Source organism: Halomonas hibernica, from assembly GCF_013183775.1.
GTDB lineage: Bacteria > Pseudomonadota > Gammaproteobacteria > Pseudomonadales > Halomonadaceae > Vreelandella > Vreelandella citrativorans.
The window spans coordinates 23,962-43,930 of record NZ_VIFN01000003.1; the positions used below are offsets into that span (position 1 = coordinate 23,962).

At 54.1% G+C, this 19,969-nt stretch carries 20 protein-coding genes and 4 tRNA genes; 10 read left to right on the forward strand and 14 right to left on the reverse strand.

Annotated elements, in window-relative coordinates; all coding sequences use genetic code 11:
- Window positions 1-73: 73 nt before the first annotated feature.
- The 3 genes from FKN99_RS06110 to FKN99_RS06120 all read right to left on the reverse strand — a co-directional run bounded on the left by FKN99_RS06110 (window position 74) and on the right by FKN99_RS06120 (window position 3,247).
- Window positions 74-1,759 (reverse strand): AMP-binding protein, encoded by a 1,686-nt coding sequence (locus tag FKN99_RS06110; RefSeq protein WP_172117061.1) that lies wholly within the window; start codon window positions 1,757-1,759, stop codon window positions 74-76.
- Between the two features lie 246 nt (window positions 1,760-2,005).
- Window positions 2,006-2,785 (reverse strand): class II glutamine amidotransferase, encoded by a 780-nt coding sequence (locus FKN99_RS06115; RefSeq protein WP_172117062.1) that lies wholly within the window; start codon window positions 2,783-2,785, stop codon window positions 2,006-2,008.
- A gap of 33 nt (window positions 2,786-2,818) precedes the next feature.
- A complete protein-coding gene (locus FKN99_RS06120) occupies window positions 2,819-3,247 on the reverse strand; it encodes a hypothetical protein (protein WP_172117063.1) in 429 nt (142 codons plus the stop codon).
- A gap of 62 nt (window positions 3,248-3,309) precedes the next feature.
- Between FKN99_RS06120 and FKN99_RS06125 the strand changes: the two genes are divergently transcribed.
- Entirely contained in the window at window positions 3,310-5,412 is a 2,103-nt protein-coding gene (locus FKN99_RS06125; RefSeq protein WP_172117308.1) for a S9 family peptidase, read from the forward strand.
- Window positions 5,413-5,808: 396 nt separating this feature from the next.
- On the opposite strand, the gene FKN99_RS06130 is transcribed toward FKN99_RS06125, so the two are convergent.
- The 8 genes from FKN99_RS06130 to grxD all read right to left on the reverse strand — a co-directional run bounded on the left by FKN99_RS06130 (window position 5,809) and on the right by grxD (window position 11,945).
- Window positions 5,809-6,264, reverse strand: coding sequence for a YcgN family cysteine cluster protein (locus FKN99_RS06130; protein ID WP_172117064.1), 456 nt, complete (start codon window positions 6,262-6,264; stop codon window positions 5,809-5,811).
- Window positions 6,265-6,266: 2 nt separating this feature from the next.
- Window positions 6,267-6,866 carry an acyl carrier protein phosphodiesterase gene (locus FKN99_RS06135; protein ID WP_172117065.1) on the reverse strand — a complete coding sequence of 200 codons (600 nt, stop codon included), beginning with the start codon at window positions 6,864-6,866 and terminating at the stop codon, window positions 6,267-6,269.
- The gene (locus FKN99_RS06140; protein ID WP_172117066.1) at window positions 6,863-7,177 is read right to left on the reverse strand and encodes a YcgL domain-containing protein; all 315 of its coding nucleotides are present in this window, start codon (window positions 7,175-7,177) and stop codon (window positions 6,863-6,865) included. The genes FKN99_RS06135 and FKN99_RS06140 overlap by 4 nt, the downstream gene beginning before the upstream one ends.
- Window positions 7,174-8,307, reverse strand: coding sequence for a ribonuclease D (gene rnd / locus FKN99_RS06145; RefSeq protein WP_172117067.1), 1,134 nt, complete (start codon window positions 8,305-8,307; stop codon window positions 7,174-7,176). Before rnd ends, FKN99_RS06140 begins: the two co-directional genes overlap by 4 nt.
- A 51-nt stretch (window positions 8,308-8,358) precedes the next feature.
- On the reverse strand, window positions 8,359-8,964 hold the full coding sequence (gene recR, locus FKN99_RS06150) for a recombination mediator RecR (RefSeq protein WP_172117068.1): 606 nt from the start codon (window positions 8,962-8,964) through the stop codon (window positions 8,359-8,361).
- Between the two features lie 3 nt (window positions 8,965-8,967).
- Complete coding sequence (locus FKN99_RS06155; protein ID WP_172117069.1) at window positions 8,968-9,294, reverse strand: YbaB/EbfC family nucleoid-associated protein; 327 nt, start codon at window positions 9,292-9,294, stop codon at window positions 8,968-8,970.
- Window positions 9,295-9,354: 60 nt separating this feature from the next.
- A complete protein-coding gene (gene dnaX / locus FKN99_RS06160) occupies window positions 9,355-11,454 on the reverse strand; it encodes a DNA polymerase III subunit gamma/tau (RefSeq protein WP_172117070.1) in 2,100 nt (699 codons plus the stop codon).
- Window positions 11,455-11,594: 140 nt separating this feature from the next.
- The gene (gene grxD / locus FKN99_RS06165; RefSeq protein ID WP_172117071.1) at window positions 11,595-11,945 is read right to left on the reverse strand and encodes a Grx4 family monothiol glutaredoxin; all 351 of its coding nucleotides are present in this window, start codon (window positions 11,943-11,945) and stop codon (window positions 11,595-11,597) included.
- Window positions 11,946-12,147: 202 nt separating this feature from the next.
- On the opposite strand from grxD, the gene argF reads away from it, so the two are divergent.
- Entirely contained in the window at window positions 12,148-13,068 is a 921-nt protein-coding gene (gene argF, locus FKN99_RS06170; RefSeq protein ID WP_172117072.1) for an ornithine carbamoyltransferase, read from the forward strand.
- A gap of 157 nt (window positions 13,069-13,225) precedes the next feature.
- Here the strand turns inward: argF and FKN99_RS06175 are convergent.
- Window positions 13,226-13,301, reverse strand: a tRNA-Ala gene (locus FKN99_RS06175).
- A gap of 180 nt (window positions 13,302-13,481) precedes the next feature.
- Here FKN99_RS06175 and uvrY point away from each other — a divergent pair.
- The 7 genes from uvrY (at window position 13,482) to nadB (ending at window position 18,757) form a co-directional block, all read left to right on the forward strand.
- On the forward strand, window positions 13,482-14,132 hold the full coding sequence (gene uvrY, locus FKN99_RS06180) for a UvrY/SirA/GacA family response regulator transcription factor (protein ID WP_172117073.1): 651 nt from the start codon (window positions 13,482-13,484) through the stop codon (window positions 14,130-14,132).
- A 42-nt stretch (window positions 14,133-14,174) separates the two neighbouring features.
- Window positions 14,175-15,989, forward strand: a complete 1,815-nt coding sequence (gene uvrC / locus FKN99_RS06185) for an excinuclease ABC subunit UvrC (RefSeq protein ID WP_172117074.1) — start codon at window positions 14,175-14,177, stop codon at window positions 15,987-15,989.
- Window positions 15,990-16,086: 97 nt separating this feature from the next.
- The gene (pgsA, locus tag FKN99_RS06190; protein WP_087106661.1) at window positions 16,087-16,635 is read left to right on the forward strand and encodes a CDP-diacylglycerol--glycerol-3-phosphate 3-phosphatidyltransferase; all 549 of its coding nucleotides are present in this window, start codon (window positions 16,087-16,089) and stop codon (window positions 16,633-16,635) included.
- A gap of 83 nt (window positions 16,636-16,718) precedes the next feature.
- A tRNA-Gly gene (locus FKN99_RS06195) sits at window positions 16,719-16,793 on the forward strand.
- Window positions 16,794-16,804: 11 nt separating this feature from the next.
- Window positions 16,805-16,878: transfer RNA gene (locus FKN99_RS06200), tRNA-Cys, on the forward strand.
- A gap of 36 nt (window positions 16,879-16,914) precedes the next feature.
- Window positions 16,915-17,001, forward strand: a tRNA-Leu gene (locus tag FKN99_RS06205).
- A gap of 157 nt (window positions 17,002-17,158) precedes the next feature.
- The gene (nadB, locus tag FKN99_RS06210; RefSeq protein WP_172117075.1) at window positions 17,159-18,757 is read left to right on the forward strand and encodes an L-aspartate oxidase; all 1,599 of its coding nucleotides are present in this window, start codon (window positions 17,159-17,161) and stop codon (window positions 18,755-18,757) included.
- On the opposite strand, the gene FKN99_RS06215 is transcribed toward nadB, so the two are convergent.
- Entirely contained in the window at window positions 18,734-19,132 is a 399-nt protein-coding gene (locus tag FKN99_RS06215; protein ID WP_253926985.1) for a hypothetical protein, read from the reverse strand. The genes nadB and FKN99_RS06215 overlap by 24 nt on opposite strands.
- The gene (locus tag FKN99_RS06220) at window positions 19,092-19,385 is read right to left on the reverse strand and encodes an FAD assembly factor SdhE (protein WP_087106665.1); all 294 of its coding nucleotides are present in this window, start codon (window positions 19,383-19,385) and stop codon (window positions 19,092-19,094) included. Before FKN99_RS06220 ends, FKN99_RS06215 begins: the two co-directional genes overlap by 41 nt.
- 213 nt (window positions 19,386-19,598) lie before the next feature.
- On the opposite strand from FKN99_RS06220, the gene FKN99_RS06225 reads away from it, so the two are divergent.
- Window positions 19,599-19,895 carry an integration host factor subunit beta gene (locus tag FKN99_RS06225; RefSeq protein WP_172117076.1) on the forward strand — a complete coding sequence of 99 codons (297 nt, stop codon included), beginning with the start codon at window positions 19,599-19,601 and terminating at the stop codon, window positions 19,893-19,895.
- Window positions 19,896-19,969 lie beyond the last annotated feature (74 nt).

Here is a 19,969-nt window from a genome sequence, read left to right on the forward strand (position 1 = left end):
CAACGCGACGCCTAACCAGTGGCGTAATCGCTCATCAGTGCGTTATCTATTTTCGTCACTATAGACGCTTCCTCTAACTATCTGCCTCACTGGCCGCAGGCTTATTTTCATCGCGCAGTTCACGACGCAATACTTTGCCCACATTGGTTTTGGGCAGTTCATCACGAAACTCGATAAACCTGGGCACTTTATAGCCGGTTAGCTCTTTTTTGCACCAGCTGCGCAGCGTTTCGGCATCCAACTGACTGTTTTTGGAGACGACAAACAGCTTGATGACTTCACCTGCGTCATCGTCCGGCACACCGACTACCGCCGCTTCGATAATATCCGGATGGGCGGCGACCACGTCTTCCACCTCATTGGGGTAGACGTTAAAGCCCGACACCAGAATCATATCCTTCTTGCGGTCAACGATGCGGATGTAGCCGTCGTCCTGAAGCACTGCGATATCACCGGTATGGAACCAGCCGCCCTCATCGATGGAGTTACGGGTTTCATCGTCGCGCTGCCAGTATCCCTTCATCACTTGAGGGCCCTGCACGCAAAGCTCGCCCGGCTCGCCCAGAGCCACATCACTGCCATTAGCATCCACTACTTTTACCGAGGTGCCTGCAACGGGCTTACCGATCGTACCCAGTTGAATAGCATCGGTTGGGTTAAAGCTCACTATTGGCGAGGTTTCTGTCAATCCATACCCCTCAGCAACTGGGCAACCTGTCGTTTGCTCCCAACGCTGGGCGGCTGCCTTGGTTAGCGCCATACCACCAGAAATAGTCAGCTTTAGATGGGAAAAATCGAGCTGCTTAAAGTCGTCACGATTACACAGCGCATTGAACAGCGTATTTAAGCCAATAAACGCTGTGAACTTTAGCCCTTTAAGCTCTTTTATAAAGCTGTCCAGATCACGAGGGTTGGTAATCAGCAGCGAATGATTGCCCGACTCCATTAAAAACAGGCAGTTAACTGTAAAGGTGTAGATGTGGTAAACCGGCAGCGGCGCTATTACTAACTCCTCGCCCGCGTTTAGGTGCTTACCAATAGCGGCACGTGCCTGTAGCATATTAGCAATCAAGTTACGGTGGGTTAGCATCGCCCCTTTTGGCAGGCCGGTTGTGCCGCCGGTGTACTGCAGCGCGGCCAAATCATCCTGTTCTCGACTTACCTCAGTGTGATTTAAAGAAGCGCCTTTTTTCAAAACATCACGAAAACTTAACGCGGTGGGCAGCGAGTAGGCAGGCACCATCTTTTTCACATGCTTCACGACCGCATTAATCAACCACCGTTTGGGCAGGCCGTGCAGGTCTCCCAGCTCGGTGACCAGCACATGTTTGATATCGGTTTTATCAACGACGTTTTCAAGCTTTTTAGCCATATTGGCTAATATCAACACAGCCTTGGCGCCAGAATCCTTAAACTGGTGGGTCATCTCCCGCTCGGTGTAAAGCGGGTTGGTATTTACCACGACCAGACCTGCCCGCATGGCGCCAAATACCGCCACGGGGAACTGCAAGACATTGGGCAGTTGAATGGCGATCCGGTCGCCCGGCTTCAAATCAGTCTCGTGCTGAAGCCAAGCGGCAAAGTCTGCTGAAAGACGGTCAAGATCAGCAAAAGTAAGCGTTTTGCCCATGCAGCTAAAAGCAGGCTTTTGCTGATACCGGCTTACTGCCGCGTGAAAAACATCTGTGACAGAGTTGTACTTATCCAACCCTTCAAGCGCTGGGCCGCGTAAAATAGGCGCTGTGGCGTGTTCGCTCATGGGCAATCTCCGCTATCCATGTCGATGTTATAACCGACCTTGTTATTGTCGCGAGGCAAGAGGGCCAACGATATACGACCCCAGACATGCTGTAAAACGATCGATTGAAACTTGTGTTTCAACTTTAGCCGATAAAGGGCCGAGCTCTTAACTTTCCTCCTAACCTTCCTCCCATCTTTTCTAAATGTCTACGTAACAATGTAGCGTAATGGGCAGTTCTTATGGCCAGTTCTTATGGACAAGCCCTTATGGACAGTAACGCGCCTCGATTTCTCCTTCACGCCACACTAAAAGCTCGCCGGGCACCATGGTGCACCAGGCTTCATTGTGGGTTAGCGGCTCGGTGGCTATAACAGAAACCACATCATTGGGTGTCGTGTGCTCGGCAAAATTAACCGTAAGTTCGGCATCAGAAAGCTCGGCATCACCAAAGGGTGCTCGCCGGGTAATATGCGCAAGCTTCGTCGAGCAGTAGGTATAGAGATACTGACCATCGGACAGCAACAAGTTAAACACGCCCAAAGCACGTAGCTGTTCACATCGTGCATGCAGCGTCTCCCATAAAGATTCAGGCGATGCCGGGGCCGTTGGAAAAGCGTCTCGCAGTTGACCCATTAGCCAACAAAAAGCATGTTCGCTATCGGTATTGCCAACCGGCGTGTACACCCCCAACGGTAAGTGCTGCCATTCGCTTAGCTGACCATTGTGCGCATAGCACCAAGGGCGGCCCCACATTTCACGCGTAAAAGGGTGAGTATTCGCCAGGCGCACACCGCCAACGTTTGCTTGGCGGATATGGCTAATCACTACGTTTGATTTAATCGGGTAGTCGCAGATTAGCCGTGCGATGGGCGAGTTGACAGAAGGATGCGGGTCACGAAACTCGCGGTACCCGCCCTCTTCATAAAAAGCGATACCCCACCCGTCGCGGTGCGGCCCAGTGCCGCCACCACGATGTAAAAAGCCTGAAAAACTAAAGCAGATATCGGTCGGGACGTTAGCGCTCATCCCCAACAGCTCACACATAACCGCGCCTCCTTCCGCTTTTCATTATCTGCATTAACCAATAACCGGTTCGCGACGACGCGTAGGCTGTGGGTCTTCAGCTTCCTCCTGTTTCACGCGCTTGGCGGGCGGCGCACTTGGCGGCCGACGCCACCACCAGAGAGCGATGCCTATCGCTGCGCCGATAGCAATCCCAGCGACCAGGCACAACAGGCTGCCACGCAGCGCATTAACGTTATGCTCAAGAAAACCAACCGCGGCCACCATCGCCGCAGGCGCCCAACCGGTATAGAACTCACCCTCTTCTACTAGCGGTAGACGAAACATCGCTGGCGTCCACATGGCGCCCGCCATTCCCCACGTCACCACCAGGCGCGGCAAACGCGGTAGAAACGCCACCGCAAAATAGATGGCAATGACGACCAGCAGCGAAATACCGTAATAACTTAGCCACAGCTGTGACATTGAACCTGTAAACAGCATAATACCCCTCATGTGGGTGCATGCACCCGACGTTAATTTCCCGCTATGGTACCTATCAATTTATGAAAGCACAGCCAGACACGCTCGCAGGCTCACCCGTCGCGCGCTATTATCGCGCTAATGATCCCAAATGGCACTGGTTGGAAGCACGAGATTCGCCTGATGTTAGCGCATTTTTAGAAGCCGCCAACCAGCAGCAGGCCCAATGGTTTGCACCGCTGGCTCCGCTGGCCGAAACGCTCTATAAAAGCCATCTTGCGCGCCGTGAGCTTGCCGTCACCAGCCTTGAGACAGCGCTTGACCACTTTACGTTCTGGAGCGAGACCGGCGCCGACGATGATTACCCTCACTGGTGGCGTTTCCCAAACGGGCAACCGGCACAGCGTGAATGTTTTTTTGATGTTCAAGCCCGTGCTGCGGATGAAGAATTTTATGACATGGGCGATATGGCACTCTCTCCTGACGAGCAGTGGCTCGCCTGGACAGAGGACACACAAGGAGACGAGCGCTACACGCTTTGGATAAAATCGCTGCCCAGCGGCGAGCCTGTCTCTCTGCTCAGCGATATTGGTGCGGGCTTATGTTGGGCTGAAGACCAGACAGCAAGCTCGGCAACTCTCTTTTTTACTCGATTTGATGCAACCCAACGCCCTGACAGTATTTGGCAAGTATCGCTCCCTTTTAACGCACCTGCACAGCACTCAGCGCCTACTCTGGTGCTGCGTGAAAAGGACCCTGAGTTTTGGCTGGGCATTGGCAAAACCCGCTCGCGCCAGTGGTTACTGATCGAAAGCGGCTCGAAAGATACCAACGAGATTTACGCGCTGCCCGCGCATCGGCCATCGGCCGTGCCACTCTGTGTGCAGCCCCGTCAATCCGGCGTTGAGTACACGATTGATCACCGGCCAGGCACCTTTTACCGCGTCCATAACCAGACAAGCGCGCATTTTCAGCTCGACTTCCTGGACGAACCAGCCCTGGGCAACCCTGAAGCACGCTGGCAGCCGCTTATTGCGCCGCGCGATGACACCACACTGGAAGGTATTGATGCGTTTTCCTGGGGGCTGATTATCGCAGAGCGCGACCATACCCAAGCGCAGGTAGTGCTGCGTCGCTGGGTGTTGGATGCACAGCATCATCGCTTGGTTGACGACTACCTTAGCCTGCCAGAGCAACCTTGTTCCCAATCACTTGAAGATGCGCCGCATTTTGACACCCAGGAATTACGCTTACGCGAGGAGTCCTTTACACAGCCCCCCAGCTGGTTTGCGCTTGATCTTGCCAGTGGCGAGCGAACACTCCTTAAGCGCGTTCCCGTTTATGGTGGTTTAACACCGGAGCAGTTGGTAAGCCGCCGAATATGGGCCACCAGCGCAGATGGCGAGCAAGTACCGGTCTCTATCGTAATGCGTGCGGACCTGGTCGGCGAGCCATTACCCACGCTACTTTATGGCTACGGTGCTTACGGGGAAGCGCTTGACCCGTGGTTTTCTATTGCCCGCCTGGAGTTGCTTGAACGCGGCGCCGCGTTTGTAGTTGCCCATGTGCGCGGCGGTGGCGAGCGGGGTGAACCCTGGTACTTGCAGGGTAAAATGGCGCATAAGGAGAATAGCTTTAACGACTTTCTGGCCGCGCGGGATGCGCTGGTGGAGTGCGGAGTAAGTGACCCTGCGCGAGTAGTCGCTTACGGCGCCAGCGCTGGCGGTTTATTGGTCGGCACGTGTGTTAATCGTGCTCCCAAGGCTTTTTGTGCCGCTGTGCTTGATGTGCCGTTTTTGGATGTCTTACGCACGATGCAAAACCCCGAACTTCCCCTAACCACCGCTGAGTACAGCGAATGGGGAAACCCCGAAACACCCGAAGTGGCCGAACGCATTCGTCACTACTCGCCCATGGACAATATAACGGCCCAAGAGTATCCCGCGCTTTGGATTGAAGGCAGTTGGTTTGATACACGGGTGAGCTACTGGGAGCCTGCCAAATATTACGCGCAAGTCACCCAACAGCAGCTAGGCAGCGCCCCTGTTTTGATGCATACCGATATGAGCAGCGGGCATGGCGGTGCATCCGGCCGATTTAAAGCGTGGCAAGATACCGCTAGGCAAGACGCGTTTATCCTTTGGGCATTGGGGTTAGCCGCCGATTTCAAGGATAGCACCATCTAAGCAGCCCACTGTTGTAAACCTCCCACCGTTAGGCAGCCTTCGCGCTGCCTTTTATTTTTTTGAAAATACTTTCCACAAAAACAATTTTGCTTCATACTCAACTTTAGTCGAATGCTTTTACCTTTACTATTGGAGCAAGCAATGAAGCACCAGGACCACTTCCCAACCATTTGGGACATGCCGCTTAAGCAACCGTCCGCCAAGCCGAATAAAAACAGAGCAGCTAAAAACACAGCGGCTCAACCATCCTTGTTCAAAGGCATAATGCTTGCCTTAAGAAATATAGCCAAGCACAAGCCCGTCGCCTAACGATCACGTCAGGCTGGATATTTGTGTGGACCGGCTTAATGTCGTCAAAAAGGAGAGGGCTGGGGCTGCCACTTGCAGGATGGTTACTTACATGGGCAGTACAGCAATAATGTGGGATTCAAGTTCTCGTTCAGGCACATCATCCTGAGAGACCGCAAAGCTACGCACGCTGATGCCTTTACGGTGCACGCGCTCGGCATCATTACTCAGCAGCGGATGCCAGCCAGCTAACTTCCGCCCTTCGGATACTCGGCGATACGCGCACGAAGCGGGCAGCCAGGTAAACTCTTTTACCAGTGCAGGCGTCAGTTGGGTGCAGTCAGGCACACTATCAAAGCGATTCGGGTAATCACTGCATTGGCAGCTTTGAATATCCAGCAGGCGGCAGGCGACGTTCAAGACAGCCAGCTCCTGCGTTTCATCATCATGTAGCTTTAACAGGCAACACTGCCCGCAGCCATCGCAAAGCGCCTCCCACTCTTGCGGGGTAAGCTCTTCCAGCGTGTAACGCTCCCAAAAGCGCTCGCGCATTCCGGTTTCCATTCTTACTCCTCTTGCGGGTTATACGCGTAATTTACAGCCCCATCGCTGCTTAACGTGGCGCTTAACGCTGGCCATAGCGAATGATAATCCGCTTCCAGTAAACGATAGTCGCTTTGCAGCCAAGGGATGAGTTCAGCAAGCCGATTTGGTCCTGACAAGCGCTGACCAAGGCCTGCAACTGCCTTGCAGGTAAAATCAAAATCGGCGTAATTTCTTAGCCAATCGTGCTTGATCATAAAGGGCATCATCGCCTCCAGCCGATTGGGCGCCGGTCTCGCTGACAACAGGCGATAACAGCGCTCTACCATTTGCTGCTGCTCAAGCAAGCCGGCCTTATCTCGCGCTAAAAAATGATCCCACACAATATCCAGTGCAATACCAGCGTAGCGTCGCTTACCTGCAGGCGCCCGATGTTTCGCATTTAGCACGCTTGGATGCTGGTCGACCCAGGCATCCACTTTACGGTGATGCTGTATGCCGCTCGCGACATCGACTGGCCAATCACCCAGATCACTACCTTTAACACCATCGGCAATCAGGTTGCCGTAAAGAAAATCATCACTCCCTTCACAGGCAAGCCAGGCATGGGCCAGGAAATTCACGGTAGTGGATACTGCGCCGCATCGCGCGCGTTTAATTGCGCGCGATGTACATCAAGCAAGTAATCCTCTTTTGCAGGCGGCATCTGCAGATAAAAGCCCTGTTCATCAATAGCGGCTATAACGTCATCAACATTTACTCGGGCCAGTTTTTTATCGGCGGTGAGAATCATGGTGAATACCGCGACGGGCTTTCCAAACGTTGCAAGCAGCGCCTCAGGAACGGGCGTGAGGCCTTTGCGCTTATCAACGTATAAATACATTTCATCTTTTCGCGAGCTTTTAAAAATCTCACAAAGCAGCTTGTCACTCATTTAGACAACTCCTTTAATGCCTGCTCAAGCTCATCGGCCAAACATTCGCCCCGCCATCCTTGTGGCAGAGTTAAAGGCTGGCTTGCCATGTCCTGCATGACCAACGCCTCAATATCACGGCGGCGCATCAACACTTCAGACGCCATGCCAAGCCCGGCCGCTTTCGTGTTAATAACGGATTTTAGGGCTTTGAAACGTTGTTTAAAGGCGGGCTGCATCGGGTCCGGCCAACGCGCCAACAGCTCATTTTCGTCGCAGTGCTGGGCCTTTTTAACCATTGCCAATAGCGTGTCGCCCTCTTTTTTGACCAACGCTGGTTTAAAGCCTTCCACCTCGGCCAACTCATAGCGATTTTTCGGCATGGCGTCAGCAGCCGCAAACAGCAACTTGTCACTAATAAGCCAATTGCGCGGCAAATTACGCCGCCGTGTTTCGCCTTCCCGCCAAATGGTCATCAGCCGATAAGCCTCTAATTGGCGCGGATCAAGCCGCCATAGCTGACGGTGACGGGCGTACCACTGGCCATCCGCTTCAACGCTGCGCCCGGCCTGTTCGATCAAACTGGCACACTCTTCATGCAGCCATTGGCCGCGGCCTAACCCTTCCAGTCGTTCAGCCTGATGCGCCCATACTTGAAGCAGGTAAATAACATCCAACGCCGCATAGTCACACTGAGAGGGCGTCAAAGGCCGCTCTAGCCAGTTGGAGCGCGTCTCCTCTTTGGGCAGCGTTTCGCCTATCCAAAACTCCACCAGTTTTTGATACCCCATCGAGGGCACTTCACCAAGAAACCCTTGAGCAACCTGCGTATCCACCAATGGCGTTGGTAACACCCCGGCCCAATGCTGAAAAACTTCTAAATCTTCACTACACGCATGCAGCAGTTTAATGGCGCTATTTTGCAGTAACTGCCGAAAGGCGGGCGTGCAGGACGTGGCCAGCGGGTCAACCAAATACGCAACGTCCCCGGCAGCAAATTGAATTAATGCAGGGACGGGGAAAAACGTGTTTTCACGGAAAAACTCTGTATCCAGCGCGATGACAGGGGCGTTGGCCACTTGTGCGCAGGCCGCATCAAGCGCCTCGGGACTGTCAATCCACTGGTATACGGGGGAGGCTAGAGAAGACAAAGCATACTTCCAGGTTGCTACAACCGCGATTGCGCTTGCAATGTTGATGGGTTAATCGCTGGTAAAGGGCTGTCGGCCATTAAACGCACGGCTTAAGGTACCGCCATCGACATACTCAAGCTCACCACCCATAGGCACACCATAAGCTAAACGTGAAAACTTCACGCCGTAGTGGGCCAATTGAGCGGCGATATAGTGCGCGGTTGCTTCACCTTCGACGGTTGGGTTGGTCGCCAGTACAATTTCTTCGATATGGCCTTCTGCTACACGCGTTTCCAACTGCTCAAGCCCAATCGCGTCAGGACCGATACCATCCAGAGGCGACAAGTGCCCATGAAGCACAAAATAGCGGCCCTGAAAGCCGCCCGCTTCCTCAATCGCCAGCTGATCAGCGGGTGACTCAACCACACACAATAAGGCATCGTCGCGGCGAGGCGTTTCGCATATCGCGCAAATATCAGCTTCGGTCAGCGTGCGACAGCGCTGACAGTAGCCAACCTCGTCAATCGCTTTTTGAATGACCGAAGCAAGACGCTGACCGCCTGCCCGCTCACGCTCAAGCAAATGCATTGCCATACGTTGGGCCGTCTTCGGCCCAACCCCTGGCAACACACGAAACGCATCCATCAGTTGTTCAATAAGAGGAGAGAAGCGCATTACTTAGAACGGCATCTTGAAACCAGGTGGCAGGTTCAATCCAGCCGTTGCTTCTTCCATCCGAGCTTTAGAGTTTGTTTCAACTTTACGTACAGCATCATTCACCGCGGCGGCTAAAAGATCTTCAAGCAGCTCTTTATCTTCTTCCATTACGCTTGGATCGATGCTGACCTGGCTCACGTCATGGCGTCCGTTCATGGTGACTTTAACCATGCCTGCGCCGGCTTCACCGTATACTTCTGACTGAGCGGCTTCTTCCTGAATGCGCTGCATTTTTTCCTGCATCTCTTGGGCTTGCTTCATCAAGTTGCCCATTCCACCTTTCAACATGGTGTGCTCTCCTGGCTAATTAAAGACGGGGTTGTTAAAAAACGAGTATCCGGTGCAATGCTAACGCTTGGCGGCCGCGGGCTTGACGGTTGATTCTATCAGCGTCGCACCAAACGCCTGCTGTAACTTCTGTATATTGGGATCGTGGTTCAAGAGATCAACAGCCTGCGCATGCTGCTCTTGATTCAACCGCTCTTCGCGCTGACGCGGTGTCTCACTCTGTGTCGACAGCTCGGCCACCACGAATTCGACCCGGCGCGGCACCCCTTGTTCACTTAATGCGCGTTCGATGCGCGTTTTATGAATCTCTGCCTGCATGGCCGCCTGACTTGGATCCAGGCGCAACGTCAGCGTATTGCCATCGTCGCTCTCCAGCAGACAGTTCGCCGCCAAACTGCGCGTTAAGCCGCCCAAGCCTAAAGAATCAAAGCATAGCAGCCATTTTGCATGGTCCAGCACTTCATTACCGACGTCAGCGATGGGCGCTGTCTGCTCAGGGGCTGGCACGGCTTCTGACTCAGAGGTTGATACCGGCGCTGAAGCCAACACGGTCTCGGAATCGGGGGCTTTGCGAGCACTTGGCGAAGGCGCTTCCGTTTGGCCGCTTTCATGTGCTTCGGCTTGCTCCACCTCATCAAGCGACCATGGCGGCGGCATTGGGCTATCCGCGGCAGCTGCCTCGTTATCGTCTGCTTTATACCCTGTTGAACCCATCCGTATTTCGGGACTATCGCCAAGCGCTTCCCCTTCAACACGTGCATCAGACGCTGGCTGCTGGGCATGTTTTTTTTCGAGCTCTGCTTGCGGCGTGTCTATATAGTCTGTGTCTGCCTTTGGCTGATCCCCAGTCCCAGGTACGGGAGCATCGGATAGAGAGCTAACCGCAGACGCGGCAGACGCTTCGGGCTCTGATTGAACATAATTGCTGGCCGAGGCTGAAGCAGGTGACTGAGTCGCCGTACTGGCTGGCGCTGCGCTCTGCCCCACGCTTTGACTGCCCTCCGACCCTGTTGGCTCAGCACGCAGCGGTAGCGGCGTGCGGGGCGGCTTGGGCACGCCCTGCGGCCGGAACGCCAGCATGCGCAGTAGCGTCATTTCCAGCGCACTGCGCAAGTCAGGCGCGTGTGCCATATCGCCTCGGCCTTGAAGCCCTATTTGGTAGTAGAGCTGAATATCTTCAGCGGTAAAGCGGCTGGCGAGCTGTAAAATAGCCTCTCGATCACCATGACTGTTATCCACGGCGTCCGGCACCATTTGGGCAACGGCAAGACGGTGCAAAATAGCCGACAGCTCGTCTAGCACGGCAGCAAAATCAGGGCCCTGTTCTGCCAACTGTGCTACTTCAGCCAGCAGTTGCTGCACATCTACATCCGCCAGCGCGCTTACCAGCGCTAAAATATGCCGGTGATCCAGGGTTCCCAGCATCGCCGCTACATCGGCATGACGGACGGCGCCCTGCCCAAAGGCAATCGCCTGGTCGGTCAGACTCATGGCGTCACGCATTGAGCCTTCAGCTGCTTTGCCTAATAGCCATAGCGCGCTTTCATCGAAGGCCACGCCCTCTTCACCCAGTACATAGGTGAGATGCTCAACAACTCGCTCAGGCGGCATGTGTTTAAGCGTGAACTGAAGACAGCGCGACAGCACCGTTGCAGGCAGCTTTTGCGGATCCGTAGTGGCAAGCAGAAACTTAACGTGAGGAGGCGGCTCTTCCAGCGTTTTCAATAGCGCGTTAAAACTGCTGGTTGAAAGCATGTGCACCTCATCAATCAGGTACACCTTGTAACGCCCCTGGGTGGGCGCGTACTGCACGTTATCCAGTAATTCGCGGGTATCTTCTACCTTGGTGCGCGACGCCGCATCGACTTCGATCAAGTCGACAAAACGCCCTTCATCAATGGCTATGCAGCTATCACACTGACCACACGGTGTTGAGGTAATGCCCTCATCGCCGCGCCCGTTAGCCGTGCAGTTCAAGCATTTGGCCAATATACGAGCAAGCGTGGTTTTACCGACACCGCGGGTGCCAGTAAATAAATAGGCGTGGTGAAGACGCCCCTGGTCAAGCGCATTGACCAAGGCGCGCTGAACATGGGCCTGACCCACGAGTTCGTGGAATGTACGTGGTCGCCACTTGCGGGCCAGAACCTGATAGCTCATTGAGCAATACTTCCTTCGGCGGGCTGTCCTGATGATGTATCTTTCAATAACAGCAGGTGCCACAATGCGTGATAAAACGCCATTCTAGCGGCTACGCCGCAGCCCGCCAACCGCCCGAGCGGGGAACTCGGGCGTTATCGTTAGGCGTTATCTGCACCATCTTCCGCACCTGCCCGCTGGGCAGCTTCTTTAACCAGCTTTTCGAGCTCGCCGTTTTGATGCATTTCCACGACAATATCGCAGCCACCGACCAGCTCACCTTCAACCCACAGCTGCGGGAAAGTAGGCCAATTGGCGATTTTAGGCAGCTCAGCACGGATATCCGGGTTATCCAAAATATTAACGAACGCAAAGCGCTCACCGCAGTTCATCAAGGCCTGGACCGTCTGGGCTGAGAAGCCACACTGCGGCAGCTGAGGCGAGCCTTTCATGTAAAGCAAAATGGGATTTTCGCTAATTTGGCGCTGAATATTTTCGGCTGTTGTGCTCATAAAAGTACTCCTTAAGTAAAGAACTAGCGCAACGAAGGTCAGTATACGCACGAAATAAACCGTAGATCACCCAGGCGCCTGACTTAATACCTGAGTACGGTACTCGGCCTTCATCTTTGGAGGCCATTCTACGCGTGCCGTTCGCGTTGCGCATCCCCCGCCGCCTCGCTAGGATGGTGTTTTTACGCGGAGAGAAGCAATCATGGCGACACGCCATTTCCTTACCCTGCTGGATTTGACGCCTGATGAACTGAGTTATTTGATTCAGCGTGCCATTAAAATTAAAACAGATCTTAAAGCCAACGGGCCGGAGTATGCGCCGCTGGCGAACCGCACGCTGGCGATGATCTTTGAAAAATCGTCGACACGTACACGCGTATCGTTTGAAACCGGCATGGCGCAATTTGGCGGGCACGCGCTGTTCTTATCTCCGCGCGACACTCAGTTAGGGCGCGGCGAGCCAATCGAAGACACCGCTCGCGTGCTTTCCGAGATGGTCGATGCCGTTATGATCCGCACCTTCTCTCATGCAGGCCTTGAAACCTACGCCAGCGCCAGCAGCGTTCCCGTCATTAACGCGTTAAGCGATGACTATCACCCCTGCCAGCTACTGGCCGACGTGATGACCTGGACCGAGCTACGCGGAAGCGTTAAGGGCCGCACCGCCGTCTGGATTGGCGACGGCAATAACATGTGTCACTCGTGGATTAACGCGGCGCGCCAGTTTGATTTCCATCTGCGCATTTGCTGCCCGAAAGGCTACGAACCACGCGCCGACATCATGGAGGCCGCTGGGGATCACGTCACACTAATGCACGACCCGCAGGCAGCCGTTCAGGGCGTAGACCTGGTGACCACCGATGTTTGGGCGTCCATGGGTCAAGAGGAAGAGCAAGCCAAGCGTGAAGCGGATTTTGCCGGTTTCCAGGTCACAGAAACCATGCTGGATCAGGCGCAAAGCGATGTACTGTTCTTGCACTGCCTACCTGCACACCGTGGCGAAGAGATCAGCCATACGCTGCTTGATGACCCCCGCGCCGTGGTCTGGCAAGAAGCTGGAAACCGCTTACACGCGCAAAAGGCGCTAATCGAGTTTCTACTGCTTGGCCAGATTAGCGAATAAACCCGCATCAATAGCCACCAAAGAGCCCTGTTTGGTGGCTATTGATATTGATGGCTTGCATCAGATGGCGAGTTTTAGGCAACCATCACCCAAGAGCCATTGATACACACATACGAAAAAGCCTCGCTATTCATAGCGAGGCTTTTTCGATTAATTCTGGTGGAGCCTAGCGGGATCGAACCGCTGACCTCAACACTGCCAGTGTTGCGCTCTCCCAGCTGAGCTAAGGCCCCAATGCCATCGCCCTTACGGACTAAGCGAGGCGCATGCTATTATGAAACCGGACCAAGGTCAAGAAACCATTCAAATACGCGTTTGCTAATTCTACTTTATAGTCAGCTGTGGCACTCTATGGGTCAGCGTCAGAGGCTACCTTCTGAGCCCACTATGTTTCCACGCAGGAGCCAGCCCCCTTGATCAACGTTCTAATCGCCGATGATCATCATCTGGTAAGAACCAGTATTGCTCATCTGCTAAATGAAGAGAGCGATATCAAAATTGTCAGCGAGGTCGACGATGGCGAAAGCGCAGTCACCCAGTGCCGTCATTTAAAACCGGACATTGTCCTGATGGACATACGCATGCCGGGGATAGGCGGGCTGGAAGCAACGCGCCGCATCCATCGTACGATGGAAGATATCAAGGTACTGATCTTAACGGCGCACATGGAAGACAGTGTACTACGCCGCATGTTGGAGGCTGGCGCATCCGGGTTTTTAAGCAAGGGCGCCGGCGCAACAGAAATGACCGATGCGATCCGCCAGGTATTTCATGGTCGTCGCTACGTCAGCCAAGAGATAGCCCAGCGCTTGGCCTTGTCTCACTTTACTAACGAAGACAACCCGTTTAGCCATCTCTCCCATCGCGAACTACAAATTGCGTTAATGATCGTCAATTGTCAGCGCGTTCAGGATATTTCTGACCGCTTGCATTTGAGTCCCAAAACCGTGAATACATACCGCTATCGGCTATTTGATAAACTTCAGGTGGCCACCGATGTCGAACTGACACACCTGGCTCTACGTCATGGGCTAGTGGATGGCTTTGACGCCAGTCAGGGATAAACCTAACATCCTTAGCCACTCCTCGGCGTTCGATACGGTGCAATGACATTTAATGCAAAACAGTTTTTAAGCTCGGTAAGCACCTCCCCCGGCGTTTACCGTATGCTTGATGAACACAGCGATACGCTCTATGTAGGCAAAGCGAAACGCTTAAAAGCCCGCCTTGCCAGCTATTTTCGTGGCCAGTTGAACACGAAAACGCAGGCGATGGTGGCACGGATTGCGGATATTCAAATCACCGTAACCCGCAGCGAAACCGAGGCACTGCTACTTGAGCAAACTCTGATCAAGGAGCTTCGCCCGCCCTACAATATTTTATTACGGGATGATAAGTCCTATCCGTTTATCTTCGTCACCGACCGCCACAACTATCCCAGACTTGAATATAAACGCGCACGTCAACGGCGTGACGACGGCCGCTACTTGGGCCCCTATCCCAGCAGCGGCGCGGTACGCGAAAGTCTGTCACTCATGCAGAAAATCTTCCGCATTCGCAACTGCGAAGACAGCGTTTTTGCCCATCGCTCTCGTCCGTGCCTACAGCATCAAATCCAGCGCTGTAGCGCCCCTTGCGTAGACTACATTGCAAAAGAGGATTACCGCCGCGACGTTGAACACGCCGTTATGTGTCTGGAAGGCAAAAGTGAGCACGTAACCCAAGCGCTGACCGAGGCGATGGAAGCCGCCAGCCAAGACCTGGATTTTGAGGAGGCTGCCCGCTTTCGTGACCAGATACAGCAATTACGCCAGCTACAGCAGCGCCAGTTTGTCGATAACCAGAACGGCGATGCCGATATTTTCGCGCTCGCCCAACGGCCAGGCGCGCTAGGCGTTTCGGTGTTAAGCGTTCGCGATGGACGCATGCTCGGCGCCCGCCACCATGCGCCCAAAAACGGTCTGGACCTTTCCCCAGAAGCCCTACTGACCGAGGTGGTAAGCCAGTACTATTTTGGCCAGCCGCATAACGTGCCCAGTGAAGTCATTACCAGCCATGCGCTGGATGACAGCGACCTGATTGCCGAGGCACTCACACAGCAAGCGGGCAAGCGTATTCGTGTGACAAGCCAGGTACGCGGGCATCGCGCCCAGTGGCAGCAGTTGGCGATGACCAATGCTGAGCAGCAGTTAGCGTCTCAATTGGCGAACCATACGCAGCTCACCCAACGCTTTGCAGCGCTTCAGAAAGCGCTGGGCCTTGAATCCATGCCCGAACGGCTTGAGTGTTTCGATATCAGCCATAGCCAGGGTGAAGCCACTGTGGCCTCCTGCGTGGTCTTTGACCATCAAGGACCGCGCAAGAGCGACTATCGCCATTTCCGCATAGAAGGCGTGGCGGCGGGCGATGATTACGCCGCCATGCAGCAAGCGCTGACGCGAAGGCTGAAACGCGTAGAAAGCGGCGAAGCCATCGCCCCGGATATTGTGATTGTCGATGGCGGCAAAGGTCAGCTTAATATGGCCCGAGAGGTGCTTAACCAACTCGGCATTACCACGATCATTTTGCTAGGCGTTGCCAAAGGCACCACACGCAAAGCCGGGCTTGAGACACTCTTTTTGGAAACATCGGATAACCCACTTCCCTTGGACCCCGCTTCCCCTGCTCTGCACTTAATTCAGCATATCCGGGATGAATCGCACCGTTTTGCAATTGCAGGCCACCGAGCCCAGCGCGACAAGGCCAGGCGCACTTCTACTCTGCAAGACATTCCCGGCATTGGTCCTAAACGGCGCCGTGAGTTGTTACGTTTTTTTGGCGGATTGCAAGGTGTGCAGAAAGCGAGCCGCGCCGAGCTGGCAAGAGTCCCAGGCATTAGTGCCGCACTTGCAGAGAGTATTTATTTGGCCCTGAATGGATAAACCACCATTGGGCATAGATGCTAGTCGCTAAGGCGGATAGAATAGCCTTTACTACATTTCGAATTTAATGACTCTCCGGTAAGGATCGCCAGCCGCGATGAATATACCCAACGTACTTACACTGGCAAGAGTTGCCTTTATTCCCTTGCTCGTTGTGCTGTTTTACTTGCCTTTTAACTGGAGCATGCCGCTGGCGGCTGGCCTTTTTGCGCTAGCCTCGATGACCGATTGGCTAGATGGCTATTTGGCCCGCCGCTGGAATCAGTCAACCCCCTTTGGCGCTTTCTTAGACCCAGTGGCCGACAAACTAATGGTCGTTGTGGCACTCGCGCTGCTGATTGAGCGCTACGATACACTCATTCTGACCTTGCCTGCGCTTGTCATTATTGGCCGTGAAATCGTCATATCGGCCCTGCGCGAATGGATGGCAGAAATGGGCAAGCGGGGTTTGGTCGCGGTTTCCTGGATAGGCAAGCTTAAAACCACGCTCCAGATGGTGGCCCTGCTGATCCTTTTGGCGCTGCCGCCCACACACGAGATCGCCCTACTGGGTGTGGTAGTGCTGTACGTCGCTGCGGCCTTAACGCTTTGGTCCATGATCCAATATTTAAAGGCTGCCTGGCCGCACCTTAGCCGCTCCATGTAAGCAGTTGATTCCTCGAAGGGGATGTTTGCATCATTGATGATTGACAACCGCTCAACGATGCGTATAATTCGCCCTCGAGTCGAGCGGGAATAGCTCAGTGGTAGAGCATCGCCTTGCCAAGGCGAGGGTCGAGAGTTCGAATCTCTTTTCCCGCTCCATCGACTCTTTAGGCTGGATGGCAGAGTGGTTATGCAGCGGACTGCAACTCCGTGTACGCCGGTTCGATTCCGACTCCAGCCTCCACTTTTGTGTTAAGTGCAACGATACACCAATTGCACTGCCCGGATGGCGAAATTGGTAGACGCAAGAGACTTAAAATCTCTCGGAGGTAACTCCGTGCCGGTTCAAGTCCGGCTCCGGGCACCATTGTTTTTATCTCCCCCTATGACTTTATTATCTGCGAGATCATTTTGATCGACGCGGATTTTTTTGCGTCTATACATCGTCAACGGCTAATGACTACGCGATGCGCTTACCTTTTATGCGCCATAGCGCCAGATAGCAAAAACAAGGAGCGGGCCGCATGAGCACGCCAACAACGGATGTATTAATTATTGGCGGCGGCGTCGCCGGGTTAACCCTCGCCCTGGATATTGCCGACCACCTGTCGGTGACACTGGTAAATCCAGCCCACAATGATAAAGGCGCCAGTCGATGGGCCCAGGGTGGCATTGCAGCGGTGCTCTCCCCCGAAGACAACCTAGGAGCGCATATTCGTGACACACTTGTCGCTGGTGACGGGTTATGTGATGAGCAGGCTGTACGTTTTACCGTTACCCACGGCCCGGCGGCCATCCAATGGTTAATTGATCAAGGGGTACACTTTACCCCGGACCCCGCCCCTGACGCTTGCTATCCGTATCACCTGACCCGTGAAGGCGGCCATAACGCCCGGCGTATTATTCATGCCGACGATGCCACGGGACGCGCCGTTGTAGATACCCTGCAAGACAAAGTCGCCGCGCATGCCAATATTACCCTGCGCCGCGATATCACTATTTTAGGGTTACTCCAAAACTGCCACGGGCACTGCACAGGTGCCTATGGCATCGATACAGAGCGACAACGGCACACACTCACCGCGACTTACACCACGCTAGCCACCGGGGGCGCTAGCGGCCTTTATCGCCATACCACAACCCCTACCCCCGGTAGCGGCGAAGGCATGATGATGGCTGCGGAGCTTGGCGCGCGATTAATGAACCTGGAGTTCCAGCAGTTTCACCCGACCAGCCTGTATGATCCTGACGGTCCCGCGTTTTTAATTAGCGAAGCGGTACGTGGCGAAGGTGGTTACTTGCTCAATGAAGCCGGCGAGCGGTTTATGCCAGCCATTGATCCTCGCGCAGAACTTGCTCCCAGGGACGTTGTTGCGCGAGCCATCGATGCTCAAATTCAGCAAGGCACCCAAAGGCACGTATGGCTGGATATCCGCCACCTTGGTGAAAAAGCTATTCACCACCACTTCCCAACCATTTTGGCGCACTGCGCCTCCCGCGGGATTGATATCACCCAGCAACCCATCCCCGTCGTCCCCGCCGCCCATTATAGCTGCGGGGGCATTGCCACCGATCATCAGGGCGCGACAGGCATACCGGGGCTTTATGCAGTCGGTGAAGCTGCCTGTACCGGCCTACATGGTGCCAACCGCATGGCCAGCAACTCACTATTGGAGTGCCTGGTGTATGCGCGTAGCTGTGCAAGCGCACTTCGAGAACAACATCTCAACGAATGGCACGCGCCGCCCATTACGCCCCTACCACCGTCCGCCCGGTTATTAAGCGTTGAAGAGCAGGACCTACTGGCTCAATGGCGCCACGAGCTACGAACCACGATGAGCCAACAGGTGTCGATTGTACGCAGCAACTCAGGATTGGCTGCCGCTCATGAGCAGTTGGCGTTATTGGATAAGCGTTTGGAACGCTTAGGAGCCGGCCAGTTTCAACCTGAGTATATGCAGTTACGTCAAGCAATCAGGCTGGCTCAGCTAACCGTTATCGCCGCATTGAAACGGCATGAATCACGCGGGTTACATTACTCTATGGATTGGCCGTCTCACCTTCCCGCCCCTGCGATTTCTTGTTTAACGCTAGCGGATTTAATGCCCGGCACGGTGGTATAAGCGGCGCAACAAACGGTGATGATGACGAGAGAAACTATCGGGCCACAGCCAGAGCCGCTGTGGCCCCACCCACAAGCCCACCAACCAAGGCCCCAGGTAATCACAGCGAACCACCACTTCATCGCTCAGCTCTCCATAGGGCTTTCGCCAACGGCCATAAATAGCCGTATCACGCTTGCTTAGATAAAGCACGCCATGGACTTGCCTATGGAGAGTACGCCATAGCAAAAGGCTGATGACAAAGGTAATGCCGCTGCCTACCCAAAGCCCCAATACCCAGTAGCTCAACGAACAGAGCCCCATCGCCAAACCCGAGTGAAGCAGGCCTGCCATTTTAGAGGGTACGATAGGCAGAATTATCGGTGTTTTCTGCATGCTCAACGATCATTTTCACCATATGCTTTAACGCTGGGTCTTCAGGCCATTCACGGTGCATGAGCCAAACAAACAAGTCCTGGTCTTCTTCTTCAATTAGGCGCTGATAAGTCAACTGCTCCTCTTCGCTAAGTGTGTCAAAGCGTTTTTCTAAAAACGGGATCAGCAACAGATCAAGCTCCCACATACCGCGACGCGAATGCCAGTAGAGTCGCTTACGTAGCACGGCTGCTGGGGATGTATCGTCGTTCAAGGTCAGCCTCTTTCATTGGTAAAAATGAAGCGTCAGTATACCTAAGCTAAAGGGTCGCGCCAGCGCCAAGCTTCGCCTATGCTGTTATTCAGTCTAGTACCTTGTTTTATCTGAATTGTTTAATATCAATTTGCACAGTATGCTGAATTCGAGGTTATCAAGGTCAGCCGCTATTATTAACGGCAGCCTTCACCGTTTACAGGGAGCCAACCGATGACAAAATCTGAACTAATCGAACAAATCGCGATGCGTCAACCGGAGCTATCCGCCAAAGAAGTCGAGACGGCGGTACGTATTATACTGGATGATATGACGGACGCTCTTTCCAGCGGCGGTCGTGTGGAAATACGTGGCTTTGGCAGTTTCTCACTGCATTTCCGTGAGCCGCGTACTGGCCGTAACCCCAAAACGGGCGACCCGGTCGAGCTGGACGGTAAATATGTACCGCACTTTAAGCCCGGCAAAGAGCTGCGCGAACAGGTAGATGCCAGCCGTGCGTTGGGTTACTAACACAGAGCCCGAAGCCGCCATACTTTGATAATCTGTGACTGTGGGATGACGTCGCGCCAAGACTCATACACAAT